This window comes from Curtobacterium luteum (assembly GCF_001475545.1).
Classification (GTDB): Bacteria; Actinomycetota; Actinomycetes; order Actinomycetales; family Microbacteriaceae; genus Curtobacterium; species Curtobacterium luteum_A.
Genome location: NZ_LDQC01000014.1, coordinates 1 through 25,645, shown reverse-complemented (window position 1 = coordinate 25,645; position 25,645 = coordinate 1). Strand labels below are relative to the sequence as shown.

General features: G+C 70.4%; 30 protein-coding genes. 12 read left to right on the top strand and 18 right to left on the bottom strand.

The annotated features are described in order from the left end of the window. Nucleotides 1-97: 97 nt before the first annotated feature. Genes NS184_RS02410 through NS184_RS02400 form a run of 3 tightly spaced genes read right to left on the bottom strand, consistent with a single transcriptional unit; the run spans nucleotide 98 to nucleotide 3,013 of the window. Nucleotides 98-766, bottom strand: coding sequence for a response regulator (locus NS184_RS02410; RefSeq protein ID WP_058724550.1), 669 nt, complete (start codon nucleotides 764-766; stop codon nucleotides 98-100). Then, nucleotides 763-2,082, bottom strand: a complete 1,320-nt coding sequence (locus tag NS184_RS02405) for a sensor histidine kinase (protein ID WP_058724549.1) — start codon at nucleotides 2,080-2,082, stop codon at nucleotides 763-765. The genes NS184_RS02410 and NS184_RS02405 overlap by 4 nt, the downstream gene beginning before the upstream one ends. After that, the gene (locus tag NS184_RS02400) at nucleotides 2,069-3,013 is read right to left on the bottom strand and encodes a type II CAAX endopeptidase family protein (RefSeq protein ID WP_058724548.1); all 945 of its coding nucleotides are present in this window, start codon (nucleotides 3,011-3,013) and stop codon (nucleotides 2,069-2,071) included. Before NS184_RS02400 ends, NS184_RS02405 begins: the two co-directional genes overlap by 14 nt. 176 nt (nucleotides 3,014-3,189) lie before the next feature. Here NS184_RS02400 and NS184_RS02395 point away from each other — a divergent pair, with 176 nt between their 5' ends. From NS184_RS02395 to NS184_RS02385, 3 genes are all read left to right on the top strand, one after another. After that, nucleotides 3,190-3,861 (top strand): hypothetical protein, encoded by a 672-nt coding sequence (locus NS184_RS02395; protein WP_058724547.1) that lies wholly within the window; start codon nucleotides 3,190-3,192, stop codon nucleotides 3,859-3,861. Nucleotides 3,862-4,057: 196 nt separating this feature from the next. Further along, entirely contained in the window at nucleotides 4,058-4,507 is a 450-nt protein-coding gene (locus NS184_RS02390; protein ID WP_152998013.1) for a hypothetical protein, read from the top strand. A 43-nt stretch (nucleotides 4,508-4,550) separates the two neighbouring features. Then, a complete protein-coding gene (locus NS184_RS02385) occupies nucleotides 4,551-4,913 on the top strand; it encodes a hypothetical protein (RefSeq protein WP_058724545.1) in 363 nt (120 codons plus the stop codon). Nucleotides 4,914-4,935: 22 nt separating this feature from the next. On the opposite strand, the gene NS184_RS02380 is transcribed toward NS184_RS02385, so the two are convergent. From NS184_RS02380 to NS184_RS02360, 5 genes are all read right to left on the bottom strand, one after another. Next, entirely contained in the window at nucleotides 4,936-5,556 is a 621-nt protein-coding gene (locus tag NS184_RS02380; protein ID WP_058724544.1) for a GNAT family N-acetyltransferase, read from the bottom strand. A gap of 40 nt (nucleotides 5,557-5,596) precedes the next feature. After that, nucleotides 5,597-5,779, bottom strand: coding sequence for a hypothetical protein (locus NS184_RS02375; protein WP_058724543.1), 183 nt, complete (start codon nucleotides 5,777-5,779; stop codon nucleotides 5,597-5,599). 375 nt (nucleotides 5,780-6,154) lie between these two features. Beyond that, a complete protein-coding gene (locus tag NS184_RS02370) occupies nucleotides 6,155-7,501 on the bottom strand; it encodes a PQQ-dependent sugar dehydrogenase (protein WP_058724542.1) in 1,347 nt (448 codons plus the stop codon). A gap of 70 nt (nucleotides 7,502-7,571) precedes the next feature. Then, a complete protein-coding gene (locus NS184_RS02365) occupies nucleotides 7,572-8,051 on the bottom strand; it encodes a VOC family protein (RefSeq protein WP_058724541.1) in 480 nt (159 codons plus the stop codon). Between the two features lie 115 nt (nucleotides 8,052-8,166). Next, nucleotides 8,167-9,036: a GNAT family N-acetyltransferase gene (locus NS184_RS02360; RefSeq protein WP_058724540.1), complete on the bottom strand. Its 870-nt coding sequence runs from the start codon at nucleotides 9,034-9,036 to the stop codon at nucleotides 8,167-8,169. A 265-nt stretch (nucleotides 9,037-9,301) separates the two neighbouring features. Here NS184_RS02360 and NS184_RS02355 point away from each other — a divergent pair, with 265 nt between their 5' ends. Next, nucleotides 9,302-9,733 carry a bleomycin resistance protein gene (locus NS184_RS02355; RefSeq protein ID WP_058724539.1) on the top strand — a complete coding sequence of 144 codons (432 nt, stop codon included), beginning with the start codon at nucleotides 9,302-9,304 and terminating at the stop codon, nucleotides 9,731-9,733. 28 nt (nucleotides 9,734-9,761) lie between these two features. Here NS184_RS02355 and NS184_RS02350 read toward each other — a convergent pair whose 3' ends face one another. Next, nucleotides 9,762-10,118, bottom strand: coding sequence for an ArsR/SmtB family transcription factor (locus NS184_RS02350; RefSeq protein WP_058724538.1), 357 nt, complete (start codon nucleotides 10,116-10,118; stop codon nucleotides 9,762-9,764). 108 nt (nucleotides 10,119-10,226) lie between these two features. Here NS184_RS02350 and NS184_RS02345 point away from each other — a divergent pair, with 108 nt between their 5' ends. The 6 genes from NS184_RS02345 to NS184_RS02320 are packed head-to-tail and all read left to right on the top strand — an operon-like array spanning nucleotide 10,227 to nucleotide 15,814. Then, on the top strand, nucleotides 10,227-11,615 hold the full coding sequence (locus NS184_RS02345; RefSeq protein ID WP_058724537.1) for an FAD-dependent oxidoreductase: 1,389 nt from the start codon (nucleotides 10,227-10,229) through the stop codon (nucleotides 11,613-11,615). Further along, on the top strand, nucleotides 11,615-13,018 hold the full coding sequence (locus NS184_RS02340; RefSeq protein WP_058724536.1) for an arsenic transporter: 1,404 nt from the start codon (nucleotides 11,615-11,617) through the stop codon (nucleotides 13,016-13,018). The genes NS184_RS02345 and NS184_RS02340 overlap by 1 nt, the downstream gene beginning before the upstream one ends. 23 nt (nucleotides 13,019-13,041) lie before the next feature. Next, complete coding sequence (locus NS184_RS02335) at nucleotides 13,042-13,458, top strand: arsenate reductase ArsC (RefSeq protein ID WP_058724535.1); 417 nt, start codon at nucleotides 13,042-13,044, stop codon at nucleotides 13,456-13,458. 20 nt (nucleotides 13,459-13,478) lie between these two features. Further along, nucleotides 13,479-14,876, top strand: coding sequence for an FAD-dependent oxidoreductase (locus NS184_RS02330; RefSeq protein ID WP_058724534.1), 1,398 nt, complete (start codon nucleotides 13,479-13,481; stop codon nucleotides 14,874-14,876). A gap of 12 nt (nucleotides 14,877-14,888) precedes the next feature. After that, nucleotides 14,889-15,284 carry a low molecular weight phosphatase family protein gene (locus NS184_RS02325; RefSeq protein WP_058724533.1) on the top strand — a complete coding sequence of 132 codons (396 nt, stop codon included), beginning with the start codon at nucleotides 14,889-14,891 and terminating at the stop codon, nucleotides 15,282-15,284. Then, nucleotides 15,281-15,814: a GNAT family N-acetyltransferase gene (locus tag NS184_RS02320; protein ID WP_058724532.1), complete on the top strand. Its 534-nt coding sequence runs from the start codon at nucleotides 15,281-15,283 to the stop codon at nucleotides 15,812-15,814. Before NS184_RS02325 ends, NS184_RS02320 begins: the two co-directional genes overlap by 4 nt. A 41-nt stretch (nucleotides 15,815-15,855) precedes the next feature. On the opposite strand, the gene NS184_RS18945 is transcribed toward NS184_RS02320, so the two are convergent. Genes NS184_RS18945 through NS184_RS02310 form a run of 3 tightly spaced genes read right to left on the bottom strand, consistent with a single transcriptional unit; the run spans nucleotide 15,856 to nucleotide 17,784 of the window. After that, nucleotides 15,856-16,389 (bottom strand): DUF4411 family protein, encoded by a 534-nt coding sequence (locus NS184_RS18945; RefSeq protein WP_083513385.1) that lies wholly within the window; start codon nucleotides 16,387-16,389, stop codon nucleotides 15,856-15,858. After that, nucleotides 16,286-16,924, bottom strand: coding sequence for an NADPH-dependent F420 reductase (locus tag NS184_RS02315; protein ID WP_058724531.1), 639 nt, complete (start codon nucleotides 16,922-16,924; stop codon nucleotides 16,286-16,288). Before NS184_RS02315 ends, NS184_RS18945 begins: the two co-directional genes overlap by 104 nt. 47 nt (nucleotides 16,925-16,971) lie before the next feature. After that, nucleotides 16,972-17,784, bottom strand: a complete 813-nt coding sequence (locus NS184_RS02310; RefSeq protein WP_058724530.1) for an inositol monophosphatase family protein — start codon at nucleotides 17,782-17,784, stop codon at nucleotides 16,972-16,974. Between the two features lie 105 nt (nucleotides 17,785-17,889). On the opposite strand from NS184_RS02310, the gene NS184_RS02305 reads away from it, so the two are divergent. Continuing rightward, on the top strand, nucleotides 17,890-18,828 hold the full coding sequence (locus tag NS184_RS02305; RefSeq protein ID WP_083513384.1) for a LysR family transcriptional regulator: 939 nt from the start codon (nucleotides 17,890-17,892) through the stop codon (nucleotides 18,826-18,828). Between the two features lie 526 nt (nucleotides 18,829-19,354). Here the strand turns inward: NS184_RS02305 and dnaB are convergent. The 6 genes from dnaB to NS184_RS02275 all read right to left on the bottom strand — a co-directional run bounded on the left by dnaB (nucleotide 19,355) and on the right by NS184_RS02275 (nucleotide 24,559). Beyond that, nucleotides 19,355-20,668: a replicative DNA helicase gene (dnaB, locus tag NS184_RS02300; RefSeq protein WP_152998015.1), complete on the bottom strand. Its 1,314-nt coding sequence runs from the start codon at nucleotides 20,666-20,668 to the stop codon at nucleotides 19,355-19,357. 540 nt (nucleotides 20,669-21,208) lie between these two features. Beyond that, nucleotides 21,209-21,661: a 50S ribosomal protein L9 gene (rplI, locus tag NS184_RS02295; protein ID WP_058724528.1), complete on the bottom strand. Its 453-nt coding sequence runs from the start codon at nucleotides 21,659-21,661 to the stop codon at nucleotides 21,209-21,211. Between the two features lie 14 nt (nucleotides 21,662-21,675). Further along, on the bottom strand, nucleotides 21,676-21,933 hold the full coding sequence (rpsR, locus tag NS184_RS02290; protein ID WP_017887834.1) for a 30S ribosomal protein S18: 258 nt from the start codon (nucleotides 21,931-21,933) through the stop codon (nucleotides 21,676-21,678). Nucleotides 21,934-21,980: 47 nt separating this feature from the next. Beyond that, nucleotides 21,981-22,550 carry a single-stranded DNA-binding protein gene (locus NS184_RS02285; RefSeq protein WP_058724527.1) on the bottom strand — a complete coding sequence of 190 codons (570 nt, stop codon included), beginning with the start codon at nucleotides 22,548-22,550 and terminating at the stop codon, nucleotides 21,981-21,983. Between the two features lie 3 nt (nucleotides 22,551-22,553). Then, complete coding sequence (gene rpsF, locus NS184_RS02280; protein ID WP_058724526.1) at nucleotides 22,554-22,925, bottom strand: 30S ribosomal protein S6; 372 nt, start codon at nucleotides 22,923-22,925, stop codon at nucleotides 22,554-22,556. Nucleotides 22,926-23,125: 200 nt separating this feature from the next. After that, the gene (locus NS184_RS02275; RefSeq protein ID WP_058724563.1) at nucleotides 23,126-24,559 is read right to left on the bottom strand and encodes a CCA tRNA nucleotidyltransferase; all 1,434 of its coding nucleotides are present in this window, start codon (nucleotides 24,557-24,559) and stop codon (nucleotides 23,126-23,128) included. A 124-nt stretch (nucleotides 24,560-24,683) separates the two neighbouring features. Between NS184_RS02275 and NS184_RS02270 the strand changes: the two genes are divergently transcribed. Further along, nucleotides 24,684-25,645, top strand: a 962-nt coding sequence (locus NS184_RS02270) for a DUF6049 family protein (protein WP_242862949.1), incomplete at its 3' end; no start/stop codon positions are given.

The following is a 25,645-nucleotide window of genomic DNA, read 5'->3' as shown; positions in this document are numbered from 1 at the left end:
CCCTGTCCCTCCGCCGTCCCTGATCGGCGACCATGGTAGGCACGGGTGCCCGCGTCCGTCAGGCCCTCGTTCGGGACCGCGCACCACGATCCGGGCGCTACGACCCGGGCACCGTCACGATGCGGTTCTGGTACGCCCAGACCACGGCCTGCAACCGCGACTGCACCCCGAGCTTCGGGAGCATCCGCGCCAGGTGCGACTTCACCGTCGAGACCTCGACGACGAGCGCGGCCGCGATGTCCTCGTTCGACATCCCCTGCGCCAGGAGCAGGAGGACATCGCGCTCCCGGGCCGTGAGCAACCCGTCCGCCCGGTCGCCCGTCACCGGCTGGAGGCTCCGGCGCGACACGAACTCGCGGAGCACCCGGCGGGTCAGGGCCTGGTCCAGCGTGCCGTTCCCCGCCGCCACCTGCCGGACCGCCCCGGTGATGACGTCGGGCTCGGCGTCCTTGAGCAGGAACCCGGACGCGCCGGCCTCGAGGGCGCCGAAGACGTAGTCATCGAGGTCGAACGTCGTGAGCACGAGCACCGCGACCTCCGGGTCTGCCCCGGGGGCGCAGAGCTCCCGGGCCACCTCGATGCCGTTCCGCACCGGCATGCGGATGTCGAGGCACGCGACGTCCGGACGGGTCCGTCGGGCGAGTTCGAGCGCTTCGCCGCCGTCGGCGGCGACGGCGACCACCTCGATGTCCGGTTCCGCGTCCAGGAGCGCCGCGACGCCGGCGCGCACGAGCGGCTGGTCGTCCGCCACCAGGACCCGGATCACGGCCGCACCTCCGTGGCGGGCGCGAGCGGCGCCTCCCGGCCGAGCGTCAGCTCCACGAGCCAACCGCCACCGTCCTGCGGACCGGCCTGGAGGCGCGCCCCGACCAGGTCCGCCCGCTCACGCATGCCGCGCAGCCCGTTGCCGCCGGCGGCGGCCCCGCCCCCGGTGGACAGCGTCGGCGCGCCGTTCGCGACGCGGACGACGAGCTGCTCCGCAGCGCGGTCGTCGATCGTCACCGTGCACGACGCCCCCGGAGCGTGCAGCACCGCGTTCGCGAGCGACTCCTGCACCGCACGGTAGGCGGCGAGCTGGGCGAGGGGTCCGATGCCGTCCGCGAGCGGGTGGTCATCGGACGCGAGCACCTCGAGCTCGACCGGCATCCGCACACGTGACCGCTCGACCAGGTCCACGATGCCCGCGATCGTCTCGACCGCGCGTTCGGCGGGACCGTCCTCGCGGAGGAGCCCGACCAGGCGGCGGAGGTCCTCGAGGACGGCGGTGCTCTGCTCCCGGACCTGGCGGACACCCTCGTGGGCGCGGTCCGGATCGGTGTCGATCTGCCGGTCGATCGCCGCGGACATCAGGGCGATGCCGGACAGGTGGTGCGCGGCGATGTCGTGGAGCTCCCGGGCCATCGCGGCGCGCTCCCGTCCGATCGCGGCCTCGACGCGGGCGTCCTGCTCGCGGTCGACGGCGGTCGCCTCAGCCGTGCGGGCGGCACGGACGTCGCGCCGGGAGCGGATGAGCAGGGCGACGAGGAGCGGGAGTCCGACGGCACCGACGGCCTGCAGGACGCCGGCACCGACGGAGGTGGCGAGGTGCTCGACCGGCTGCGAGCGGGCGCCACCGGACAGGACGAGGTCGTTGACGGCGGTCCCCGCGACGACGAGCGCGGCCGTGCCGACGAGGGCCGGCCACGAGCGGGCGAGGGGCTCGCGGGAGCCGAGCAGGACGACCGCGACCGCGACGGGCAGCAGGACCAGGCTGTAGGCACCGCTCGGCGTGGAGGCCGCTGCGGCCGCGATGATCCCGGTGCCGAGCGCGGTCGTCCGCGGCGCGCTGCGTGCGAAGAGCAGCAGTGCGGACGCGACGAGCAGCGAGATCACCAGCGTCACCCAGGCGGCGCCGCCGACCGGTGGGGTCCCGGCGGCGACCGACACGGACGACCCGGTCCCGATCGAGCCGGTCCCGATCGAGCCGGTCTCGTCGAGCCGGTCGAGGGCATCGAGGCTCGGCAGGCCGCTGAGGAGCCCGACGGACACGATCGCCGTCCCCGCCGCGACGACGAGGTCGGTGCGGGCGTCAGCGCGTGCCATCGTTCGATCCTACGAGGGCGCGGGCGGACGGCGTCGGCAGATCGGTCGAGCCCGAGCGGACGTACCCGAGCCGGCCCCGGGTCACGACGAGCAGCACCGCGGCAGCCACGGTCGAGATCGCCGTGAGGCCGAGCATCATCGTGCCGGCGGTCATGCCCGGGTACATGTCGGCCCAGAGCGTCGAGATCGTGTTGTTCACGCCGACGTGCAGGAGCAGCACCAGCGGCAGGCTCTCACCGGTGCGGTTGAACGCCCAGATCACCACCACGTTGAAGGTGACCGTGAACGCGGCGAACACGAGCGGCTCGGTCCAGTGTGCGTCCGGCCACCCGCCCCAGTCGCTGAGGTAGAGCGGCATGTGCCAGAGCGCCCACAGCGGCCCGAGGACGGCGGCAGCGCCGAGCGGGCCGAAGCGGTCCTGCAGCCGGGGGAGGGCGAAGTCGCGCCAGCCGGGCTCCTCCGACAGCCCGGTGGTGAACACCTGCACGACGAGCCCGGGGACCAGCATGAGCAGCGCCGTGGCACTCGGTGCCTGGACCTGTCCGCCGGACAGCGGCAGCCCGGAGACCACGATGATCGCCGGCACCCCGACGAGCGCCAGCGCGTACCAGCGCCACGACACCCGCCAGCGCCAGAGCCGGCCGACCCAGCGCCGGAGCCCCGGGCGGCCGTCCACGACCGCCGTGACGAGGAACGCGCTGCCGAGCGGCCCGAGCAGCGCGCCGGGCAGGACGCCCGTGAACTGCGCGGTCCCGAGGAGCTCGGGGAAGTGGATGTCCCACACCCCGAGGCCGTGCGGCGACAGGATGTACGGCACCCACGCAGCCCAGCTCAGACCGAGGGCGAGCACGAAGAACGCGCGGAGGGGGTTCCGGGCGATGGTGCCCCGGATGCCCGACCGGTCCGCGCCCGGATCGATGAGGTTCGTCATGCCCCCGACGCTAGGAACGACGGCGGCCGTGGACGACCGGCGGAAGGACGCACCTCGGGGACCTGCATCCTTCGGAGGAGGCCGGCCGTCGTCGACGTGCAGGCGCGGTTCCGTATGCTCGACGACGAACTGCCGGAGCGAGGGGCGCCCGGCGGGGACCACAGGGGGAACACACCATGACGCTGTCCAGGACGACCACCATCGGCGCCGCACTCGTCGTCGGCGCACTCGCGCTGACGGGCTGCAGCACCAGCGACACCGACGCGGGCGACGCGACCGCAGCGACGCGCACAGCCGCACCGACCCCGACCGCCACCCCGACCCCGACGGCGGATGCGGACGCGACCGACGGGGTCGGCGGCACCGCGGCCGGAGCGCAGCCGGAGGACCTGACCTTCGAGGACGGGGCGGAGCTCTCGTCCACCCGTCTCCCCGCGTTCGGCGTGTCGGTGTCCTCGCTGCCCGAGTGGGAGCTGACCCGCTCCGACCCGAGTGCCGGGTCGACCGAGTACACGCGGTCCGACGGCGCCGTGGCGACGGTCACGCAGCAGCGGGTCACCGGCCTCGACCCGACGATGGACGACCGTGCCGCGACCGAGCAGCTCTTCCGGGCAGCCGGCGCTCCGGTCGAGGGACTCGAGGAGCAGCTCCTGCCCACGGCCGGTGGCGGGACGGCACAGTTCCTGTCGATCGCCGGGCAGGCCGACGGCACATGGACCGCGACCGTCGCCCGTGCGTTCGCCCGGCCCGGCGTCGCGCTGACCGTGAAGATCGACGTGCCCTCTCGCGAGGTGCTGCGCGACGACCTCCACGAGATCCTGGTGAACGCGCAGGTCGTCATCACCTGATCGGGTGGGGGTCCGCGCACCGGCCTGGAGGCGCGTGGCGGCGCCGCCACGCGCCTCCGGTCCGTCAGGTCACGATGCGGTGACGGTCCTCCTCTGGGGAACCCGGATCTGTCAGGCTGCACGGATGGGGGAACGACGACGGGCTGTGGCCCTTCTCGGGGCGGTGCTCACGCTCGGTCTGCTGGCTGGCTGCGCGATGACGGACCGCACCGTCGGATCGTCCGTGGGGACCGCCGCTCCGACGACCGCTGGTCCCACCGGTGCCGCGGGGACGTACGCGGCCTCGGGCGACGGAGCCGGACCCGGTGCGGACAGCCCGCCGCAGTACTCGCTGAACAAGCGGCACCACGAGCGGACGGAGCTGGGGTCGCAGGCGGCTGCCGAACTCGCCGTCGTGCGTGCCGAAGCGGCTCGCCGGATCGCGGAGCTCCCCGCACCGGTGACGCTCACCGCCGTCACCGAGGTCCTCCGCGCCGTCGGAGCGGCCGACCCCTGGATCGTCGAGTACGACGACCGGGTGGAGTTCGAGACGCAGGTCGAGATGAGCGGATGCCTCGTCGGATCGGTGCAGCGCGACGGCACCGCCGAGGTGTCGGCCGCCGGCTGGGTCCTCGACGGCGGGTGCCACGCGATCGACGGGCACTGAGCCCGCGTCAGCAGGCGAGGTCGGCGCGGCCTATCCTTGGCGGATGCTCTCGCGACGTGAGGCCGCCGTCCGGCTCGACATCCCCCTCGAGATGGCGACCCGCCACGGCATCCCCGCCCGGCTGAGCGAGGACGAGCTCGCCGCGATCGAGCAGGACCCGCCCGCATGGCTCGTGCAGTCCCGCGCGAACCGTACCGGGAAGAAGCAGGTCTGGCAGCGCCTCGAGTGCGTCGTGTGCGGGTACTCGGAGACGGCCCGCCCGAAGAAGTGGTGGCCGGACTGGGACCACCTCATGTGCGACTACCACGCTCCGTACCAGGCGCCCGACGCCCCGGCCGGCTTCACGCGTCACGAGGTCGAGGGGATCGGCAGCCGCTTCGTCGCGCTCGTCGACGAGCGACCCTGATCCCGCACATCGGCTGACAGCCTCAGATCGCGGGTGCAGCCGGCCAGACCGTCCTCGTCACGACCCAGCGGTGCTTGCCGATCCTCCGGTCGCGCGTGAACCCGGCCTGTTCGAAGGTCGACAGCGCCCCGTGGAACAGGAACCCGGCCGGCACTGTCCCCGCCGGCTCCGGGTACCCCTCGACGCGACCACCGCCCGCGGCAGCGATGAGGTCGAGTGCACCCCGCAGAGCCGTCGTCGCGACGCCCTGCCGCCGGTGTCCAGCGCGGACGTAGTTGCAGCCGATGCGCCAGTCGGGCGGCGGGCCGTCCTGCGTCTGGTCGTACCGTCGACGGTTCTTGATGTGCACGATCTCGTCCGCGGGCCCGTACTGGCACCAACCCACGCAGCGGTCTTGGTCACCACCGCCGGCACCGTCGAAGACGAGCGCGGCGTGCGTCGTCCCGTCGAGGACCCGGCGCCGCTTGCGCTCCCGGTTGGCCGCGGCCTCGCGGGTGAGACCTTCCGCGTGCATGCCGTTGCACCAGCACCCGCTCGGGTAGCCGTCGCTCGACGCGCAGAGCTCCTCGAAGGCGTCCCAGGTGGACGGGTCGAGTGGTCGCACCGTGTACGCGGCGGCGGTCGTGCGGGCGTCGGCGGCCATGGGTACCTCCTGCCCGCAACCTACCGCCGCCGCGGCCGGCTCACTCGTGCTTCGGGTCTTCCTCCGGGTTGAAGTGCGAGTCGGTCTCCGAGAACCCCGCGGCGACGCCGTCGGGGTGGTTCGGGATGGTCGCGTCGTCGCCGAGGCCGCCGGACTTCGCCGTGCCGTCCTCGTCGTTCGTCGGTTCGGTGGCCTCGGGGCTGGTGTTGCTGGTGTCCGACATGGCTGCTCCTCCGCGGTCGTCTGTGCGTCCGTTCATCCTGCGCCGCCGGGCTGGGGAGGTGCCGCGGGGGGCGGGAAGCGGCCAGGCCCGACGAACGCGAAGTGCACGTCACGATGCGTGTCGGTCGAGCCAGTCCCTGACCCGGAAGGACACCCCGAGCGGCGCGGTGGCCAGCGGCGAGGGTTCGGTCATCACCCGGTGATGCCCCCGACGGGGCGCGGACGCGCAGGTGCGGTGGAGGCACCGAGCCGTCCCGCGTCGGCTGGAGTCGCGGCCGTGAACCGGACTGGAGGCGCGGGGCGGCGCCGCCACGAGCCTCCAGTCCGGTGCCTGGAAGCCTGGAAGCCCGGACGCTTGGATGCGCGTCCCCGTCGCTCAGTCGGGTGGCGTGAGTCGGTAGACCAGCCCGGCCGTGTCGTCGGTGACGTACAGCGATCCGTCCGGGCCCGGGACGGCGTCCACGGACCGCCCCCAGCGCGAACCGTCGGCGTCCTGGAAGCCCTCGACGATCGTGTTCGGCTGACCGAGCGTCCCGGTCGCGTCGTCCCACGCGCTGTAGGAGACGGACGGCGGCCGCGGCGGCTCACGGTTCCACGAGCCGTGCGACGTGATCAGGGCGCCGTCGCGGAACGCCTCGGGGAGTGCGCTGCCGTTCGTGAACACGAACCCGATCGGGGCGCTGTGCGACGGCAGGCCGACCATCGTGCGCGAGACCGTCGAGCAGTCGAGAGCGGCACCGTCCGGGTTGTTCGTGGGGTCGTCGACGTACCCGAGGTCGAGCAGGTCGGGCTTCCCACGGGAGTCCGGTTGGCAGAACGGCCAGCCGAGCTCCGTGCCCTCGGTGATCCGCGTCACCTGGTCGTTCGGGTGCTCGTCGACGTAGGACTGGACGCGCTTGCCGTACTGCCCGGTGTCGTCGCGGAACGGGTAGGGCTGGTTGTCGGCCTGGTTCACCGCGGTGAAGAGCGTGCCGTCCGGGGCGAAGTCGAGGCCCTCGCCGTTGCGGACGCCCGTCGCGAGCAGTGTGTCGTCGCTGCCGTCGAGTCGGACCTGTCGGATGACGGCGCGGTCCGGGTGGTCCCGTCGGTCGGAGCCGTCGCTGTTCGACGCGGAGCCGATGTCGTACGCCACGACGCCGTCGTGCACGGCGACGAACTTCCCGCCGTGGCCGCCCGTCGGCAGGTCGTCCACGAGGATCGATCGGTCCGACAGCCCGCCGCCCCGGTAGTGCCAGCTGACGATGCGGGTGCCCTCGCCGAGCACGACGACGGTTCGGCCGTCCTGCTGGGTCACGGCGACGCCCTGGGGGTCGTCGAGTCCGGTGGCCAGCTCGTCGACCGCCGGGGCACGCCCGTCGTCCCGCGGGTCGAGGCGGAGCAGGGTGCCGCGGTCACCGGTGGTGAGGAGCATGCTGCCGTCGGGGAGCCAGGCAGCCATGCGGGCGTCGGGGACGTCGGCCCACACCTCGGCGCGCCAGCCACTCGGGATCCGGAGGTCGCGGCCCCGCGCCTTGCCGGCGTCGGTCCCGTCGGCGACCGTGAGGCGGACGGCGTGCAGGTCGGCGGAGGGGTTGCCGGTGGTGGCGCCCGTGCTTTCGGTGCCGGTGCTGCTCGCTGCGGTGCTGCCGGCCCCGGTGACGCCGGCCCCGGTGCAGGCGGTCAGGGCACCGAGGAGCAGTGCTGCTGTGGTCGCGCCGAGGAGGCGCCTGGTCGAGGTCGACACACCGCGAGGCTAGGCCTCGTCGCCGCACACCGCCGGAACCGTGCGCCCTCCGGATCAGGGACGTCCCTGCTCAGGCGTCGTGCCCGGGCCGCGCGTCGTCCGTCGTGAAGCCCGTGCGCTCCTGACGCTCCTTGAGAGTCTCGAGCTCTTGGAAGAAGGTGACCTGCCATCCCGCCGGTCCCTGCACGCGAGCGTTCTTCGACCGGAACGGCGTCGGTGTCGGCGGGGCGAGCAGTTCGGCTCCGGCATCGGTCGTCCGCGCGACGGCGAGTTCGGTGTCCTCGACCTCCAGCGCAATGCGGAGCGAGGGCGGACCGGCCGGCGTCGGTGGCATGCCCTCGACCTCGTCGATGTTCCTCGCGTGGGTCCGGGTGGCGAGTTCGATCGTGGCGATGCCCGCGTGGAGGATCGCGACCCGGTCGTCACCGTCGGTGGCGAACGCGATCTGCTCGGGCATGCCGAGCGTGTCGCGGTAAAAGCGGATCGCATCGTCGAAGTCGTCCGTCTCGATGATCAGGCGCAGCTGCTTCGGTGTCGTGGGGTTCGTCATGCATGTCACTCTGGGGTCTCGGTCGTGCGTCGCGCCACGTGCGTCGCGCGATGACGTGTGCCCATGCTGGCAGCCCGAGGCGATGGTCCGGTGGTCACGGCGCGCGAGCGCTCGTTCACTGCCGGACGAGGTCGAGACGTTCGGTCAACGGGATGAACCCGGCGGATCGGTAGGTCGCCACGGCACTGCGCAGTGCGCTCGGAGTGCACACCCACGCGATGGACGCTCCACGTCGCTGCAACTCGGCGGCGGCAGCGATGCAGATCGCCCGGCCGAAGCCGCGTCCACGGTGGTCGGCTGCCACACCCATCGGCTCGATGAGTCCCGGTCGCCCTGCACCTGCAGACCAGACCGTCACCCCTGCGACGGACGCACCCACGGCATCTCGACCTAGGATGGACACGCTCTCCCGGAACGCGGGTCCGCCGGCCATCGTGTTCCAGAGCTCGTCCGTGAAGCCCTGCGAACCCCACGCGGACCGGTGCGCCGTCGTGAAGCCCGAGACACGTCCGCTGTCCACGATCTCGGTCCGCAGGTCCTGTCCTGCAAGGTCCACGGGCTCGGCGAGATCTCGAGCGAGCGGCGTCCATGCCTCGCCTGGTCGCCATCCCGACGATGCCATCAACTCGTGGACAGCTGTTCCGGTGGGCACCTCGACCGACAGGCAGCCGTCCGGGACGAGCGTTCCGTCGGTGGCGCTGAGGTCGTCGAGGATGCGGCGCGCTGTTGCCGCGTCGGACCAGCGATCGGGTGACACGGTCATCCGGAACACCTCGGGACCGTCGAAGAACCCGACCGCGAGGACGGTGTCCCCGTCGGACCAGGTCCGCAGTGCAGTGGCCACCGCGGACGCGCCGTGCCGCCACAACCAGCCGAGATCGCCCGGATGCAACTGCACGAGAGCATCGTCACGCTGCCAGGAGGTCAGTGCGGCCGTGACGCGCTCGAGAGCACTGACGTCAGGGACGGCGAAGCTGAGGCTCATACCGGCAGTCCAGCAGGGGCACCCGCTTTCCGCCAGCCGGATGAGGGGTCGCCCGTCGGACGCCCGGGAGGCTGGTGGCGACCACCGCCGGCGGACGACGACGACAGCTGTCAGCCGCCGGCCAGCCTGTCCGGGGCTGGCGCGGCGACGCTCCCGCCACGGGGTCGGTGTCCGGTGCTACTGCCAGATTGCTTGTCCTGATGTAAGCCGAGTCTCGATGGACGATGGGTGAGCGAGCGGCGTTCGCAACGGCCACGATGGCCCCATGGCCAACGACGTCGAACCCGCACTCGTACCCGAACTGCTCATCACCGACCTAGATGCGAGTCTCGCTTTCTGGGTGCAGCTCTGCGGGTTCACCATTCGCTACTCCCGCCCGGAAGAAGGGTTCGCCTACCTCACGCTGGGTGACGCGCACGTCATGCTCGACCAAACAGGAGTCGGGCGCGACTGGATCACAGGGCCGCTGGACCTTCCCCGTGGCCGCGGTATCAACTTCCAGATCACCGTCGAGGACTGCTCGACGATTGCAGCAGCTCTCAGAGAGGCCCAGGTCGAGCTGTTCATGCAGCCCGAGACAAAGTGGTACCGGATCGATGATGAGGAAGCTGGTGTGCGCCAGTTCTGCGTGACTGATCCCGATGGGTACCTGCTCCGCTTTGCATCGCCGGCTGGTCGACGACCGGTCGTCCGATAGGCGATCGGCTAACGGACGCCGGACTCGCTCACCGGGTAGGTGAGGTCAGCAGAGCAGCGACGGACTCGAGCGCGCCGGGCACGAGGGAGAAGTAGGCCCAGGTACCGCGCTTCTCGCGGTGCAGGATGCCGGCGTCGACGAGCACCTTGAGGTGGTGCGAGACGGTCGGCTGGGACAGGCTGAGCGGTTCCTGCAGGTCACAGACGCACGCTTCCGCGCCCTCGTGCGCAGCGACCATCGAGATCAGCCGCAGACGCGCGGGGTCGGCGATCGCCTTCAACGACTTCGCGAGGACTTCGGCGGACTCCTGTGTCATCGCTTCGGTCGTGACGGGCGAGCAGCATGCGGTGACGTCCTGGATAGGGAGCAGCTCGATCGTCGTCATCGCACCATCATCCCCCGTGCTTTGATTTGCGTCTACATTTGCGCTCATCAATATTGACATGCTTCGATGTTCCTGCTCGACTTCCGATCGATCTAAAGGACCGACCCGATGACTCACCTTGTTGCCGTTGGGGGCAGCGACGCCGGCATCGCCGCGGCGCTGCGCGCCCGTGAGCTGGACCCATCGACCGATGTGACGGTGGTCCTCGCCGACGAGTTCCCGAACTTCTCCATCTGCGGCATCCCCTACTGGGTCTCCGGCGACGTCGCCACGGAAGCGTCCCTCGCGCACCGCACCCGCGGAGACCTCGAAGCCGCCGGGATGACCGTCCGCTCCTCGACATGGGCTTCCGCCGTCGACGTCGACCGCCAGCTGCTCTCCGTCACCGGCCCGGCCGGCGATGAGCAAATTGCCTACGACGAGCTGCTGATCGGGACCGGCGCGGAGCCGGTCCGCCCGGCCGGGATGCCCTTCGGAGAGCCCGGGATTCACCTGCTGCACTCGATGACCGACGCCGAGCAGGTCGTCGCCGCCCTGGAGCTCCTGCCTGCCGGCAGCCGCGTCGCGGTCGTCGGCGCCGGCTACATCGGCCTCGAGATGACCGAGGGGCTCGTCGCCCGCGGGTTCGACACGACGCTGATCCAGCGCGGCCCGGAAGTGCTCTCCACCCTCGACCCGGAACTCGGGTCCCTGGTCACCGCGGAGGTCCGTCGGCACGGCGCGACGGTGCTGACCGGTGCGACCGTCACCGGAATCACCCCGGCGGGCGGCGGGCAGTGGAGCGTCGCGACTACCTCCACGTCCGGGGACGCCGCCGGAACGTTCGCGCTCGTGGTCGTCTGTGTCGGGGTGCGGCCGGTAACGGATCTCGCGGCCGCTGCCGGTGCGCAGCTGGGGCAGGCCGGCGCGATCATCGTCGACGAGCAGATGCGTACCGGGGTGCCGCACGTGTGGGCAGCGGGTGACTGCGTCGTGACACACCACCGGCTCCTCGGGACGACGTGGCTGCCGCTCGGGACGACCGCGCACAAGCAGGGACGCGTCGCCGGGGAGAACATGCTCGGCGGGTCCCGGACCTTCGCCGGTTCGGTGGGGACGCAGGTGGTGAAGGTGTTCGACCTCGTCGCCGCCCGCACCGGCCTCCGCCACCACGAAACCGCCCCGCTGGACGTGTCGCCGCTGACGCGGGTGACGGTCGCGGACGACCACAAGCGGTACTACCCGGGTGCGGTGCCGTTGACGATCAGCGTCACCGGCGACCACACGTCCGGACGGTTCCTCGGGGCGCAGATCGTCGGGGAACGCACTGCGGAGATCAGCAAGCGAATCGACACGTTCGCCACCGCCCTGCACGCCGGCCTGTCGGTCGACGACGTGATCGACCTCGACCTCTCCTACACGCCGCCGCTCGGGTCCCCGTGGGATGCCGTGCAGGTCGCCGCGCAGGGCTGGGAGCGCGCCGCCGCAGCAGCAAACCAGGCTCCGGTGACTGCCTGATGGTGCTGGCTGTGGTCGCTGCGGCGATCTTCGTCGCGACGCTCGTGGTGGTGATCTGGCAGCCCAAGGGCTTCCCCATCGGCTACACCGCGCTCATCGGCGCCGTCATCGCCCTCGCCACCACCGTCGTCGGACTCTCCGACATCCCGACCGTTGTCGGGATCGTGTGGAACGCGACGCTGACGTTCGTCGCGGTGGTGCTGATCTCGTTGATCCTCGACGAGGCCGGGTTCTTCGAGTGGTCAGCCCTTCACGTCGCCCGCTGGGGCCGTGGGAACGGTCGGCTGCTGTTCGTGCTGATCGTCGGTCTCGGCGCGGTCATCGCGGCCGTGTTCGCTAATGACGGGGCCGCGCTGATCCTCACCCCGATCGTTGTCGGGATGCTCCGCGCGTTGAACATGCCGGCGAAGGCGGCGCTGGGGTTCATCCTCGCCACCGGGTTCATCGCCGACACCGGCAGCCTGCCGTTGGTGGTGTCGAACCTGGTCAACATCGTCTCCGCCGACTACTTCCACCTCGGGTTCGCGGAGTACGCCGCCGTCATGGTGCCCGTCGGCGTCGTGTCCGTGTTGGCGTCCCTCGGGATGCTGCTGGCGTACTTCGGCCGGTCGATCCCGAAGCGGTACGACGTCCTCGCGCTCACCCGTCCCGCCGCCGCGGTGAAGGACCGGGCGACGTTCCGCGCCGGATGGGTGGTCCTCGCCGTGCTGCTCGTCGGCTACTTCGCCGCCGACCCACTCGGCGTGCCCCTCGCCGCCGTCGCGGGTGTCGGCGCGGTCGTCATCGTCCTCGTCGCCGCCCGGCAACCCGCGTTCCTCTTCGCCCGCCATGCTGCGTCCCCGGTCCTCGTCACGACCGGCGGCACAGCTACCGTCACCGGCGGCAGTGGTGGCACCGGTGGCGGGTCCGGGCGGCTGATTCCGGTGTGGAAGACGATCCGGGAGGCGCCGTGGCAGATCGTCCTGTTCTCGATCGGCATGTACCTCGTCGTGTACGGGCTCCAGAACCAGGGCCTCACCGACTACCTCGCCCGACTGTTCGACGTGTTCGGTGACCACGGCGTCCTCGTCACCGCGCTCGGCGTCGGGTTCACGATCGCGATCCTGGCATCGCTGATGAACAACATGCCGACCGTCCTCATCGCCGCGCTCGCGATCGGCGGTGCCGGCGAGACCGGCCTCACGCACGAGGTGATGATCTACGCCAACGTCATCGGCTCCGACCTCGGCCCGAAGATCACCCCGATCGGGTCGCTGGCGACACTGCTGTGGTTGCACGTGCTCGACCGGAAGGGCATCCACATCGGCTGGGGGCAGTACTTCCGCACCGGCATCGTCCTCACCGTCCCCGTCCTCGCCGTCACCCTGACAGCCCTCGCCGGCTGGCTCACCCTCATCCGATGACCACCCGAACCGAAAGCACCACCATGACCGCGACCCCCACAATCCTGTTCGTCTGCGTCCACAACGCCGGCCGATCCCAGATGGCCGCCGGCTACGCCCAGGCCCTCGGCGGCGACCGCGTCCAGGTCCTCTCCGCAGGCTCCGCCCCGAAGGACCAGATCAACCCCGTCGCGATCGAGGCGATGGCGGAGGAGGGCATCGACATCGCCGGCAACCAGCCAAAGGTCCTCACCACCGACGCGGTCCGCGACTCCGACGCCGTCATCACGATGGGCTGCGGCGACGCGTGTCCGATCTTCCCCGGCAAGCGGTACGAGGACTGGGACCTCACCGACCCCGCCGGGAAGGGCATCGACGACGTCCGCCCCATCCGCGACGAGATCAAGAACCGCGTGCAAGCACTCCTGGCCGAGCTGCTGCCCACCGAAGCATCCGCCTGACCACCGGAAGGACCACGACCATGACCCTCACCCTCACCGTCCCACCCCGGGCCGACGCAGACCGGCTCACCGGGCTGCCCGTCGCCGTCATCGGCGCCGGCCCCGTCGGGCTCGCCGCGGCCGCGCACCTCCTCGAGCAGGGCCTCCCCGTCGTCGTCTACGAAGCCGGCAACCAAGTCGGCATGTCCGTCCGGGCGTGGGGGCACACCAGGCTGTTCTCCCCGTGGCGGTACGTCATCGACGACGCCGCAGGACGGCTCCTCGAACCCACCGGCTGGACCGAGCCCCGCCGGTCCTCGCTGCCGACCGGGCACGACCTCGTCGCCCGGTACCTCGAACCCCTCGCCCAGGCCCCGGAGCTGGCCCGGGTGATCCGGTACGGCATCCGCGTCGACGCCGTGTCCCGGCAGGGTATGGACCGCACCCGCTCCACCGGCCGCGCCGACACCCCGTTCCTCCTCCGCCTCCGTACGGCCGATGGCGTCGAGGACGTCACCGCCCGCGCCGTCATCGACGCCTCCGGCACCTACACGTCCCCGAACCCGCTCACCGCCGCCGGCATCGCCCCCGCCGCGGACCTCGGCCACCACGTCGTGCACGCCCTCCCCGACGTCCTCGGAGCCGACCGTGCGCGGTTCGCCGGAAAGCGGGTCCTCGTCGTCGGCGCCGGACACTCGGCCGCGAACACGCTCATCAATCTCGCCGCCCTCGCGAAGGACGAACCCGGCACGACCCTGCTGTGGGCGATCCGGAACGCCGGCACCGCGCGGCTCGGAGCAGACGCTGCTGACGGGCTGGCTGCTCGCGGGCAGCTCGGTTCCAATGTTCACGGCCTCGTAGAGTCCGGGCGCATCGAGCAGCTCGCCTCATACGAGATCGACGACGTCCGCCCCGACGGCGACTCGGTCACCGTCACCGGCCGCCGTGCCGGGGAGCCGTTCGCGGTGACGGTCGACGTCGTGGTGAACGCGACCGGGTTCCGGCCCAACCTCAACATGCTCCGCGAGATCCGCCTGGGCCTGGACGACATCGTCGAAGCACCGCGGGCGCTCGCGCCACTGATCGACCCGAACCTGCACTCCTGCGGCTCCGTCCCTCCGCACGGCGTCGCGGAGCTGGCGCACCCGGAGCCGAACTTCTTCATCGCCGGGATGAAGTCCTACGGCCGCGCCCCCACGTTCCTGCTCCTCACCGGCTACGAGCAGGTCCGCTCAATCGCCGCGGAACTCGCCGGCGATCATCAGGCCGCCCGCGACGTGCAGCTCGTGCTCCCCGAGACCGGCGTTTGCACCACCGATGTTGGCGGCTCATCCTCCTGCGGCGTTCCCGCCACGAACGAAGCGGCCGAGGGGTCGTCCTGCTGCGCCGCACCCGCCCCGGCCGCTCCGCCCGCCAGCAGCTCCTGCTGCACGAACTGAACCGGACCCCACATGACCACCAAGCCCACCGTGCTGTTCATCTGCAAGCACAACGCCGGCCGCTCCCAACTCGGCGCAGCCCTCCTCGAGCTCGCCGCCGACGACCGATACACCGCCACCTCCGCCGGGATCGCCCCCGCCGACGAGGTGAACCCGTCGATCGCCGCGACCGTCGCGGAACTCGGCCTCGACATCAGCGACCGCGCCCCGCGGAAGGTCACCCCCGAACTGCTGGATCAGGCCGATGTGGTTGTGCTGATGAAACCCGGCCTCGACCTTCCCGCGACGCCCCGCGGGAAGGTGTTGCAGTGGTCGTTCCCGGACCCGGACTCCTGGGCCCCCGACGACGTCCGCCCCATGCGCGACGCCGTCGCCGCCCGCATCCAGGACGAGCTCCTGCACCCATGACCGACCCCACGGTCCTCGTGCGGCCGATGGCCGCCGCGGACTGGCCCGCCGTGGAAGCGATTTACCGGGAGGGCATCGCCACCGGGAACACGACGTTCGAGGCGGCACCGCCGACGTGGGAAGCATTCGACGCCGTGAAGCTGCCGGAGCATCGGTTCGTCGCAGCCGACGGTGACGCGGTTCTCGGCTGGGTAGCGGTCTCTCCGACCTCCGCCCGGCCGGTGTACCGGGGCGTCGTCGAGCACTCCGTCTACGTCGCCGCCGCAGCGCGTGGCCGCGGCGTCGGACATGTGCTCTTCGACGCCCTGATCGCGTCGACCGAAGCCGCCGGCATCTGGACCATCCAGTCCGGGATCTTCCCCGAGAACACCGCATCCCGCGCCCTCCACGCCCGCCACGGCTTCCGCGAACTCGGCACCCGAGAACGCATCGGCCTCATGACGTTCGGGCCGTGGGCCGGACAGTGGCGCGACAACGTCCTCGTCGAACGCCGCAGTCCCCGCGCGGGCACTGAATCAGCGATCGAGTAGGGGCTTGTTGCGGCGGGGCCAGGAGCCTTCTTGCTGATCGCTCAACCGATTACCCAGTCCTCGGAAGTGATCAGGTCCACCAGCCGACCATGACCCACTTGCCGTTGCCCGCACACGTACGGGATTTTTGGTCGACCGGGTCCACCGTTCGTCTCGCCCGAGATAACCATGCCACCCTCAACCTTTGCGACAGCGATGACGAACGGGTCAGCACCGTTCTTCCGGCCCTGCTTGACCCAATTCGGGAACTGCGCGCCGATCTGTCCAGCGACCGCCGCAACTGCCGCCGTAGTTGCGTAGACGCTGCGCTCTCGCCCAGCGCCCTGAGTGGATTGAGAGCCTCCATCAGCCGTGGGGTGGGACAGCTCCTCGGTGCTCTTCTCCGAAGTGAGGACAACCGGGCAACCCTTCGATGAGCCCGAGACTGCCGCAGGTTCCCATGTCAAGCAGCCAATCGGGCATCGGAACGGTTCAGCGGGCGACGGTGAGTGCGAAGGGTACGAACCCGAGTGCGCCGAGGAGGCTGGGCACCATGAGTGCCATGGCTTCGGTACCGCGGGCGGTGCTGATCCCACCGAGGTCGAGAATCCAGTCGTCATCCCACCCGAGGTCCTGCAGGACGGTCCGGACGAGCCGCTTCGCGTCGACGTCATCGCCGGAGACGAACGCGGTAGGTGGGGCCGTGAGGTTCCCTGGAGCGGTCATGACCGAGAACAGCATCGTGTTCAGGGTCTTGACGACCTTTGTGTCGGGCAGGGCATCCTGCAGGAGCTCGCCGAGGCTGACGTCGGGGTAGAGGAGCCCGCCGGGGAGACCGTCGGTGCTGCGGACTGTGGCGTTGGAGACGTCGAGGAGCACCTTGCCGGCGAGAGCGTCACGGTGGCCCACGAGCCGTTCCAGGGTCGTGTCACCCGGGGTTGCGTTGACGATGAGGTCGCTGGTCTCGATCGCCGTCGCGACGTCCGAGGCGAGGACGTCGTGCTGGGCGGTGCCGGGGTTACGGACGCCGAGCGTGACCTCGTGGCCGGCGGCCGCGAGTCCGGTTGCGAGGGTGCTGCCAACCCGGCCTGAGCCGAGGACGGCGATGGTGATGCTGCTGGTGGTGGTCATGGGGACTCCTGGAAGTGGAAGTGGAAGTGGTTCGGTGGGTAGGGGTGTCAGCGGAGGACTGCGGCGATGCTCGGCGCGAGGCCAGGGGTGGTGGCGATGAAGTCGGGGCTGGTGAGCGTCCACGGGATGCCGGTGGTGTCGATGACGGCGCCGTGGGCTTCCTGCACGAGCAGGGCGCCGGCGAGAAGGCCGGAGCGGACCTGGCCGTACTGCCAGAACGCGTCGGTGTGCCCGGCGGCGACCTGGACGAGCTGCAGGGTCGCCGGGACCGTGGCTGAGACGAGCAGCGCCGCGTCGAGCATCCGATCAATGGATCCGCTCATTAGACGGCGCACCTCGGGGGCTTCGCCGGGCTTGGCCTGCCCGGTGCCGACGAGCGCCGCGGCGAGGTCGGACTTGGCCGACACTGTGATCGGAGACCCGTTCAGGAAGGCGCCCCCGCCGCGGACGGCGGTGAACGTCTGGCCGAGTGCGGGCAGGAACACTGCGGTGATGACGGGGACGTCGTCGCGGACGAGGGTCGCGGTGACGCCCCAGTTCGCTCCGCCGTGGATGTGGTTCACGTTGCCCTCGGCAGCGTCCGCGACCCACCACTCGCCGGCACCGAGGCCGCCGTGACCTTCCTCGTCGTCGTCCCACCGTGCCTCCGGGCGGAGCTGCTCGAGCGCTGGGCGGAGCACTGCGGTGGACGCGTCGTCGTTGTCGCCGATCGCTGCCAGGAGTGCGTCGCGGTCCTCGACGCGGTTCGCCGTCGAGAACCGGTCGAGCAGGACGGTACCGGCCTCGGTGACGGCGGCGACAAGGCCATCGAGCAGTGCCGAGTCGTCGGTGGTCTGGACGGATGCAGTGGTCTCGTTCATGGGTTGTTCTCCCTTGTCGCGACGGGTGTCGTCGCTCTGGTGGCAACGGTAGGAGTGCTCTCACCTGCGCACAAATACAATCCGTGCACGTGTAAATTGCGTTTCGTGCAACTTGATCTGAACCTGCTGACCGCGTTGGATGCGTTGCTGGAAGAGGAAAGCGTGACCGGCGCCGCGGATCGGCTGCATCTCTCCGCGCCTGCGATGAGCCGCACACTCGGCCGGATCCGCCGCGCGACGGGGGACCAGATTCTCGTCCGCACGGGCCGAGTGATGCGGCCCACCCCCCGGGCGCTCGCGCTCCGGGACGAGGTGCGGGCACTGGTGCTGCGGAGTGCTGCTGTCCTCGCGCCGGAGCGAGAGTTGCACCTCGGAACTCTGCAGCGGACGTTCACGGTGCGGGCCCACGACGCTCTGACTACGGCGCTGGCGCCCGTGCTCACACAGCAGGTCTCGTCGAGTGCGCCCGGGGTGCGGGTGCGGTTCCTCGGCGAAGCGTCCGGCGAGGACAACGACCTCGGACGAGGCGTTGTCGATCTCCAAATCGGGTCGTCCGCTCCGACGTCCTCAGCGATCGACCACGACGCCGCCGGTGCGGACGAACTCGTCGGGGTCGCTCGATCTGGTCACCCGATCCTCACGGCACCCGTCGACCTCGACCGGTGGGTCGCCGCGTCACACGTGATCGTGTCCCGCCGCGGGCGACTGCGAGACCGCATCGACGAACACCTGGAGTCGATCGGCAGGTCCCGCACGGTGGTGGCGTCACTGGCTGCCACGGGAGCGGCGGTCGAGGTGGTCCGTGCCACCGACACGCTCGCAGTCCTGCCGGCATCCGTCGCCGCGCAACTCGGCGCCGACGTGGCGCAGTTCCGCCTCCCGATCGACCTGCCGCCGATTCCGATCATCCTCGCCTGGCACCGTCAATTCACCGCCGACATCGGCCATCAGTGGTTCCGAGCCCTCAGCCGTGACGCCCTGCTCACGAATGGCGGTCAGCCCTCTCCGCCGACTGGTGTGCCCCGCGGGCAACAGCGCCGCTAACCGATGGTCCTTCGGGCGCGTCTCTGACTCGGGTCAGGACAGGCTTCATTCACCCGTCGGTTGACGGGGCCATCGGGCCGCCACGCTCTCGGATTCGGCGTGCCGAAATGTTCGGCTTCCTGGTACTCCTCGCCGTGGTCGCGTTCCTGATCGCAGAACATGTTGATGCGACGGCGCTCCGAATGGACCATGCCGACAACGTAGCCGCGACCGGACACGGATCGTCATCCAGGACACGGTCAGGGCAGCCAACCCCCTTCGATCATCGACCCATCCGTCGGCCCGAGGCGTTCCTGAGGGCTTCGGACTCCTACAGCCCCGCGCTGCAGCAAGCCCCGTCTCACATAGGTGGTCCGCAAACTATCCCAGAGCACGCACGTCAAACGGACGCTTCGCGACGGGCGAAAGCGGAGCCCAGCCGAGTGACGATGCGGATCGCCGCTGCCAACCAACTTGTCCAGCCTCGTATTTCAGGACACGTTTTGTGGCAGTTGGACAAGTTAGCTGGCGGACGACAACCACCGCCTTACTGCGGCATGTCGACGAACCGCGAGAACATCCCGTGGAACGCCACCGTGATCGTGTCCGTCGGCCCGTTGCGGTGCTTCGCCACGATGAGGTCGGCCTCGCCCTGACGCGGGTTGTCCTTCTCGTACGCCGACTCACGGTGCAGCAGGATCACCATGTCGGCGTCCTGCTCGATCGACCCGGACTCGCGCAGGTCGGAGATCATCGGCTTCTTGTCCGCACGCTGCTCCGGACCACGGTTCAGCTGCGAGAGCGCGATGACCGGCACGCCGAGCTCCTTCGCCATGAGCTTGAGCGCACGCGAGAACTCCGAGACCTCTTGCTGGCGGGACTCGACCCGCTTGCCGGAGGTCATCAGCTGCAGGTAGTCGATGACGACGAGCTTGAGGTTGTGCTGCTGCTTGAGGCGGCGGCACTTCGCCCGGATCTCGACGAGGGTCATGTTGGGGGAGTCGTCGATGAAGAACGGGGCGTCGTTGATCCGGCCGCGGGTCTGCGCGATGGTCGTCCAGTCGCGCGAGTCGACGGTGCCCTTGCGCATGTTCTGCAGCGGCACGCTCGACTCGGCGGACAGCAGACGCATTGCGATCTCCGCACGCCCCATCTCGAGCGAGAAGAACGCTGCGGTCTGGTTGTGCTTGAGCGCGGCCGCGCGACAGAGGTCGAGCGCGAGGGTCGACTTTCCGAGTGCGGGTCGGGCGGCGACGATGATGAGCTGGCCGGGATGGAAGCCGTTCGTCAGCCCGTCGAGGCCGCTGAACCCGGTCGGCACGCCGGTCATCTGCCCGTCACGACCCTTGGCGGCCTCGATCTCGTCGATGGCGGCACCGATGGCGTCGGTGAGCGGGACGTAGTCTTCGGTCTGGACCCCACCGGCGACGTTGTAGACCTCGGCCTGGGCGCTGTTGACGAGGTCGGTGACCTCACCCTCGGAGGCGTAGCCCATCTGCACGATGCGGGTGCCGGCGTCGACGAGGCGGCGGAGCACGGCCTTCTCCGCGACGATCGCGGCGTAGTACCCCGCGTTGGCAGCGGTCGGCACCATGCTCGTCACGCTGTGCAGGTACTCGGCGCCGCCGGCCCGGGAGAGCAGGCCGGTCTTCGTCAACTCGTCCGTGACGGCGATGACGTCGGTCGGCTCGCCGTGGGAGTACAGCGAGAGGATCGCGTCGAAGATGACCTCGTGCTTCGGGATGTAGAAGTCCACACCGCGGGCGGTCTCGATGACGTCGGCGACGGCGTCCTTCGACAGCAGCATGCCGCCGATGGTCGACTGCTCAGCGAGCAGGTCGTGTGGCGGCGTCCGTTCCATGCCTCCGCGGTCGGCGACGTCGCGGGGGGACGGATCGAGATGCGCGATCGACACACGGACTCCTGTCGTTGGTACGGCTCGGGCCCCTGCCCGCACCGAAGTTCTACCCCGGGCGACCGACATCGCCGAGTCGCTGGGCCACGGTATGGGCGAGGAAGTTATCCCCACAAATGCCCCCTGTGGATAACTCTGTGGAGAGTCTGCGGAACACGCCGGGGTGCAGTGTGGACAACTGTGGAGAGGGGTGTGGACAACAGGCCTCTAGAACACAGTTTCGACCACTTGACCTGGGCTTTTTTGTTCCACACCATGTGTGGAAAAGTGGGGTTAAAGTTCCCATTGAAGGTTCTCGAACCGCCCGTTTCGGGTGTGTAAAACCAGTTGACAAACGAGAACCTGAGGACAACTTTCTCAAGCGGTTTCCAGGTTCGTGACGCCCACCTGAGCGGTAACCAGCCAGCCGCGAACAGCCAGCCGCACGCACGACGACGGGCGGGCCTCCCGGAGGAGACCCGCCCGTCGTGAGCGGAAGACGCGACCTTACTTGGCGGCGACGACCTGGAGGGAGATCACCGCGGTGATGTCCTCGCGCAGACGCACGGTGGCCTCGTGGTCACCGACGGTCTTGATGGTCGCGGGGACCTCGACCTTGCGCTTGTCGAGCGAGCCGACGCCCTGCGCCTGGACCGCTTCGGCGACGTCCGCCGGGCGGACCGAACCGAACAGGCGGCCGTCCTTGCCGGCCTTGACGGTCAGCTTGATGGTCGCGTTCTCGAGCTTCATCTTGAGGTCCTGGGCCTCTTCGATGGTGGCGAGCTCGCGAGCGGCACGGGCCGCACGGATGGACTCGACCTGCTTCTCGCCGCCCTTGGACCACGCGACAGCGAAGCCCTGGGGGATGAGGTAGTTGCGGGCGTAGCCGTTCTTGACGTCGACGACGTCACCGGCGGAACCGAGGCCGGAGACCTCGTGGGTGAGGATGAGCTTCGACATGGGAAGTCCTCCGATCAGCGGCCGGAGCCGGCGTAGGGGAGGAGCGCCATCTCACGGGCGTTCTTCACGGCACGGGCGATGAGGCGCTGCTCCTGGACGGAGACGCCGGTGATGCGACGAGCGCGGATCTTGCCACGCTCCGAGATGAACTTGCGAAGGGTCGCGACGTCCTTGTAGTCGATGACGCCGACCTTGATCGACTTCGCGGGAGCGGCGTTCTTGCCACCCTTGCCGCGAGGCTTCCGGCGGTCGCCGGTGCTCTTTCCAGCCATTGTTTTTCCTTAGAGATGAAGAAGTTGTGTCCGGGGGACCGGAGGGATCAGAACGGGGTCTCGTCGTCGTACGAGCCGCCGGGCGTCGACCACACGTCGTTCGACTGTGCGTTGCCGCCGCCCTGCTGGCCACCCTGCGGGGACCAGGGCGCGTCCGACTGACCGCCGCCGTTGTTGCCGTTCCAGCTGCCGCCGCCGTTGCCGCCGGAAGCGTTGCCGCCGCCGACCTGGCCACGACCGCCACCGTTGCCGCCCGCTGCACGGGTGACCTGCGCGGTCGCGTAGCGGAGCGAGGGGCCGATCTCGTCGACCTCGAGCTCGATGCTCGTGCGCTGCTGGCCCTCACGGTCCTGGTACGAGCGCTGACGGAGACGACCCTGCGCGATGACGCGCGAGCCCTTCGTCAGCGAGCCCGCCACGTGCTCGGCGAACTCGCGCCACACGCTCGCACGGAGGAACAGCGCGTCGCCGTCCTTCCACTCGTTCGCCTGACGGTCGAACGTGCGAGGGGTGGAGGCGATGGTGAAGTTCGCCACCGCGAGCCCGTTCTGCGTGTAGCGCAGTTCGGGGTCCGCGGTGAGGTTGCCCACCACCGTGATGACGGTTTCGCCGGCCATGACTTACTCGGCGCTCGCGGTCGCGTTCGCGGCCTTGCGGGCCGCGCGGGCCTCGTCGCGCTGCTTCTGGGCGGCGACCTGAGCGATCGCCTCCTCGGCGCGGAGGACCTTCGTGCGGAGGACGGCCTCGGAGAGACCGAGCTGACGGTCGAGCTCCTTGGCGGCCTCGGGGGAGGACGTGAAGTCGACGACGGCGTAGATGCCCTCGGACTTCTTCGCGATCTCGTAGGCGAGACGACGACGGCCCCAGACGTCCACGTTGTCGACGGTTCCACCGTCGTTGCGGATCACGGCCAGGAACTTGTCCAGGCTGGGAGCGACGGTGCGCTCGTCGATCTCGGGGTCGAGGATCGCCATCAGTTCGTACTGGTGCATGCGGAACCCACCTCCTTTGGTCTCGGCGGCTCCGGGCGGTTCCCGGAGCAGGAGGGTTGATGCATGTGTCAGCGCGCAGACGCGCGGAGACAACCCAGCTAGCCTACCGGACCGCCTGGAGGCGCGCCACCACCTGTGGAAGCCGCACCGGGCCTCCAGGCAGGTGCGTCGGGCGCGGGGCGCACCCGTGGTGCGGCCGCTCAGTCGGCGTCGCGCGCCGCCCACCAGGCGCGCAGGCGCGCCTCGGCCTCGTCGGCGCCGAGCGGGCCCTCGTCCATCCGGGTCTCGAGCAGGAACCGGTAGGCCTCACCCACTGCTCGTCCGGGGGCGATGTCGAGGATGCGCATGATGTCGTCGCCGGTGAGGTCGGGACGGATCGAGTCGAGTTCCTCTTGTTCGGCGAGGGTCGCGATGCGCGCCTCGAGGTCGTCGTACGCGAACCCGAGGCGATCGGCCTTGCGCCGGTTGCGGGTCGTCACGTCGCTGCGGGTGAGCTCGTGGAGCCGCTCCAGTTCCGGACCGGCATCGCGGACGTACCGACGGACGGCGGAATCGGTCCACGCACCGTCGGTGTAGCCGAAGAAGCGGAGGTGCAGCTCGATCAGCCTGGCCACGGACGCGATCGTGTCGTTGTCGAACCGCAGGGCCCGGAGGCGCTTCTTCGCGAGCTTCGATCCGACGAGGTCGTGGTGGTGGAAGCTCACCGCACCGCCGGGCTCGAGCTTCCGGGTCGCGGGCTTGCCGATGTCGTGCAGGAGCGCGGCGAGCCGGAGCACGGTGTCCGGGGCCTCGCCGGGGTGCCGCTCGGCCTCGTACCCGATGGCCTGCGTCAGCACCGTGAGCGAGTGCTCGTACACGTCCTTGTGGTGGTGGTGCTCGTCGATCTCGAGCTTCATCGCGGGGAGCTCCGGCAGGAACCGCTCGGCGAGCCCGGTGTCCACGAGCAGGCGGAGCCCGGGAACGGGGTCGGTGGTGTCCAGGAGCTTGACGAGTTCCTCGCGCACCCGCTCCGCGGAGACGATCTCGATCGAGTCGGCGAGCTCGGCCATGGCGGCGCGCACGTCGTCGGACACCGTGAACGCGAGCTGCGAGGTGAAGCGAGCCGCCCGCATCATCCGCAGCGGGTCGTCGCGGAAGGACACCGTCGCCTGCTGGGGCGTGCGCAACCGTCCGGCGAGCAGGTCCTCGACGCCGCCGTGGACGTCGACGAGCTCGCGCTGGGGGAGCCGGAGTGCCATCGCGTTCACCGTGAAGTCGCGGCGGAGCAGATCGTCCTCGATGGTCTCGCCGAACGCCACCTCGGGCTTGCGGGTCTCGCCGTCGTAGACGTCGCTGCGGTAGGTGGTGATCTCGACCTGCTCGTCGTGCACCCGTGCGGCGATGGTGCCGAACTGGCGGCCGACGTCCCACGTGGCGCTCGCGATCGGCTCGACGATCCGGAGCACGTCGTCCGGGGTCGCGTCGGTGGTGAAGTCGAGGTCGGTGACCGGACGACCGAGGAAGGCGTCGCGCACCGGGCCGCCGACGAGGGCCAGCTCGTGTCCGGCGTCGGCGAACGCCCGTGCGAGGGTGGCCACGGGGAGGGTTTCGGCGAGTGCGTCGAGTCGCTCGACGGCCTGGGCAACGGACTGCATGACGGACCAATCCTCCCAGATCGTGCCGACGAGTTCTCCACACCCTGCGCGCGCACGGACGGCGTTCATGGTGGGGCCTCATACACTCGTGCACGGTCCGGGTCGATCCGCCGGACACCCCTGTATGCAGCTCTTCCGCACCATGTTCGCCGCAGCCGCGTCGACCCTCGTCGCGCTCGGCCTCGTCGTCGCGCCCGTCGACGCTCCGTCCGCGAGCGCCCTGACGACCGCGTCCTCGGTCGAGACCGCTCCCGCCGAGCCGTCGACCGCGACCGAGGGCACGACGAGCGTCACGGTGTCCCCGGCGAACCGCGGGATCGTGCACCGCGACGAGGACCTCACGCTCTCGGTCACCGTGACCAACGACACCGACCGAGACCTCCCGGCGGGCTCGGCCGAGCTCGACATCTCCCGGGTGGTGAGCTCCCGCGACCAACTCGCGGACTGGCTCGTCGACACCAGCACGACCGGTTACCCCGGCGCCCCCATGGACACCGTCGACGTCCCGGCCGTCCCGGCGCACCGGTCGGTCACCCTCCGCTCGGTGAAGATCGTCCCCGGCAACGTCGGTCTCGGCGGCTACGGCTCGTTCGGCCCGCGACGCATCGCTGCCGTGTACACCGCGGGTGAGACGACCGCGATCGCCCGTTCCGCCATCACGTGGGACCCGGCCTCGGCAGAGACCTCGGTGGGCGTCACACCGGTCGGCGTGTCGGTCGCCATGCCGATCACCCTGCCGCACTCGTCGAGCATGTTCGTCGGTGCCGACGAACTCGCCGCCGCGACCGCCGTCGACGGCACGCTCACCCAGCAGCTCCGCGCCGCCGAGGGGCACAACGTCGCGGTCGGCATCGACCCTCGCATCATCGCGTCGATCCGGATCCTCGGCGAGAACGCGCCGTCGAGTGCGACCGCCTGGTTGCAGGACCTCGAGGACATCCGCAACGAGACCTTCGCGCTGCCCTGGGCGGACGCCGACGTCACGGGGCTGCGGCAGGCGGGCGCGGACGGGATCCTCGCGCCGATCTCGCTCGACCCGGGCATCGTCCCGGAGAACTTCCCCGGCGCCTCCACCCCGGCCCCGAC

Coding starts and splice junctions, on each gene's coding strand:
- NS184_RS02330 (WP_058724534.1), top strand. CDS start 13,479: ATGACCCTCACCCTCACCGTCCCACCCCGGGCCGACGCAGACCGGCTC.
- NS184_RS02405 (WP_058724549.1), bottom strand. CDS start 2,082: ATGGCACGCGCTGACGCCCGCACCGACCTCGTCGTCGCGGCGGGGACG.
- NS184_RS02340 (WP_058724536.1), top strand. CDS start 11,615: ATGGTGCTGGCTGTGGTCGCTGCGGCGATCTTCGTCGCGACGCTCGTG.
- dnaB (WP_152998015.1), bottom strand. CDS start 20,668: ATGGAACGGACGCCGCCACACGACCTGCTCGCTGAGCAGTCGACCATC.
- NS184_RS02400 (WP_058724548.1), bottom strand. CDS start 3,013: ATGACGAACCTCATCGATCCGGGCGCGGACCGGTCGGGCATCCGGGGC.
- NS184_RS02375 (WP_058724543.1), bottom strand. CDS start 5,779: ATGTCGGACACCAGCAACACCAGCCCCGAGGCCACCGAACCGACGAAC.
- NS184_RS02275 (WP_058724563.1), bottom strand. CDS start 24,559: ATGCAGTCCGTTGCCCAGGCCGTCGAGCGACTCGACGCACTCGCCGAA.
- NS184_RS02345 (WP_058724537.1), top strand. CDS start 10,227: ATGACTCACCTTGTTGCCGTTGGGGGCAGCGACGCCGGCATCGCCGCG.
- NS184_RS02335 (WP_058724535.1), top strand. CDS start 13,042: ATGACCGCGACCCCCACAATCCTGTTCGTCTGCGTCCACAACGCCGGC.
- rpsF (WP_058724526.1), bottom strand. CDS start 22,925: ATGCACCAGTACGAACTGATGGCGATCCTCGACCCCGAGATCGACGAG.
- NS184_RS02315 (WP_058724531.1), bottom strand. CDS start 16,924: ATGACCACCACCAGCAGCATCACCATCGCCGTCCTCGGCTCAGGCCGG.
- NS184_RS02350 (WP_058724538.1), bottom strand. CDS start 10,118: ATGACGACGATCGAGCTGCTCCCTATCCAGGACGTCACCGCATGCTGC.
- NS184_RS02395 (WP_058724547.1), top strand. CDS start 3,190: ATGACGCTGTCCAGGACGACCACCATCGGCGCCGCACTCGTCGTCGGC.
- NS184_RS02285 (WP_058724527.1), bottom strand. CDS start 22,550: ATGGCCGGCGAAACCGTCATCACGGTGGTGGGCAACCTCACCGCGGAC.
- NS184_RS02310 (WP_058724530.1), bottom strand. CDS start 17,784: ATGAACGAGACCACTGCATCCGTCCAGACCACCGACGACTCGGCACTG.
- rpsR (WP_017887834.1), bottom strand. CDS start 21,933: ATGGCTGGAAAGAGCACCGGCGACCGCCGGAAGCCTCGCGGCAAGGGT.
- rplI (WP_058724528.1), bottom strand. CDS start 21,661: ATGTCGAAGCTCATCCTCACCCACGAGGTCTCCGGCCTCGGTTCCGCC.
- NS184_RS02390 (WP_152998013.1), top strand. CDS start 4,058: ATGACGGACCGCACCGTCGGATCGTCCGTGGGGACCGCCGCTCCGACG.
- NS184_RS02320 (WP_058724532.1), top strand. CDS start 15,281: ATGACCGACCCCACGGTCCTCGTGCGGCCGATGGCCGCCGCGGACTGG.
- NS184_RS02385 (WP_058724545.1), top strand. CDS start 4,551: ATGCTCTCGCGACGTGAGGCCGCCGTCCGGCTCGACATCCCCCTCGAG.
- NS184_RS02325 (WP_058724533.1), top strand. CDS start 14,889: ATGACCACCAAGCCCACCGTGCTGTTCATCTGCAAGCACAACGCCGGC.
- NS184_RS02355 (WP_058724539.1), top strand. CDS start 9,302: ATGGCCAACGACGTCGAACCCGCACTCGTACCCGAACTGCTCATCACC.
- NS184_RS02380 (WP_058724544.1), bottom strand. CDS start 5,556: ATGGCCGCCGACGCCCGCACGACCGCCGCCGCGTACACGGTGCGACCA.
- NS184_RS02360 (WP_058724540.1), bottom strand. CDS start 9,036: ATGAGCCTCAGCTTCGCCGTCCCTGACGTCAGTGCTCTCGAGCGCGTC.
- NS184_RS02365 (WP_058724541.1), bottom strand. CDS start 8,051: ATGACGAACCCCACGACACCGAAGCAGCTGCGCCTGATCATCGAGACG.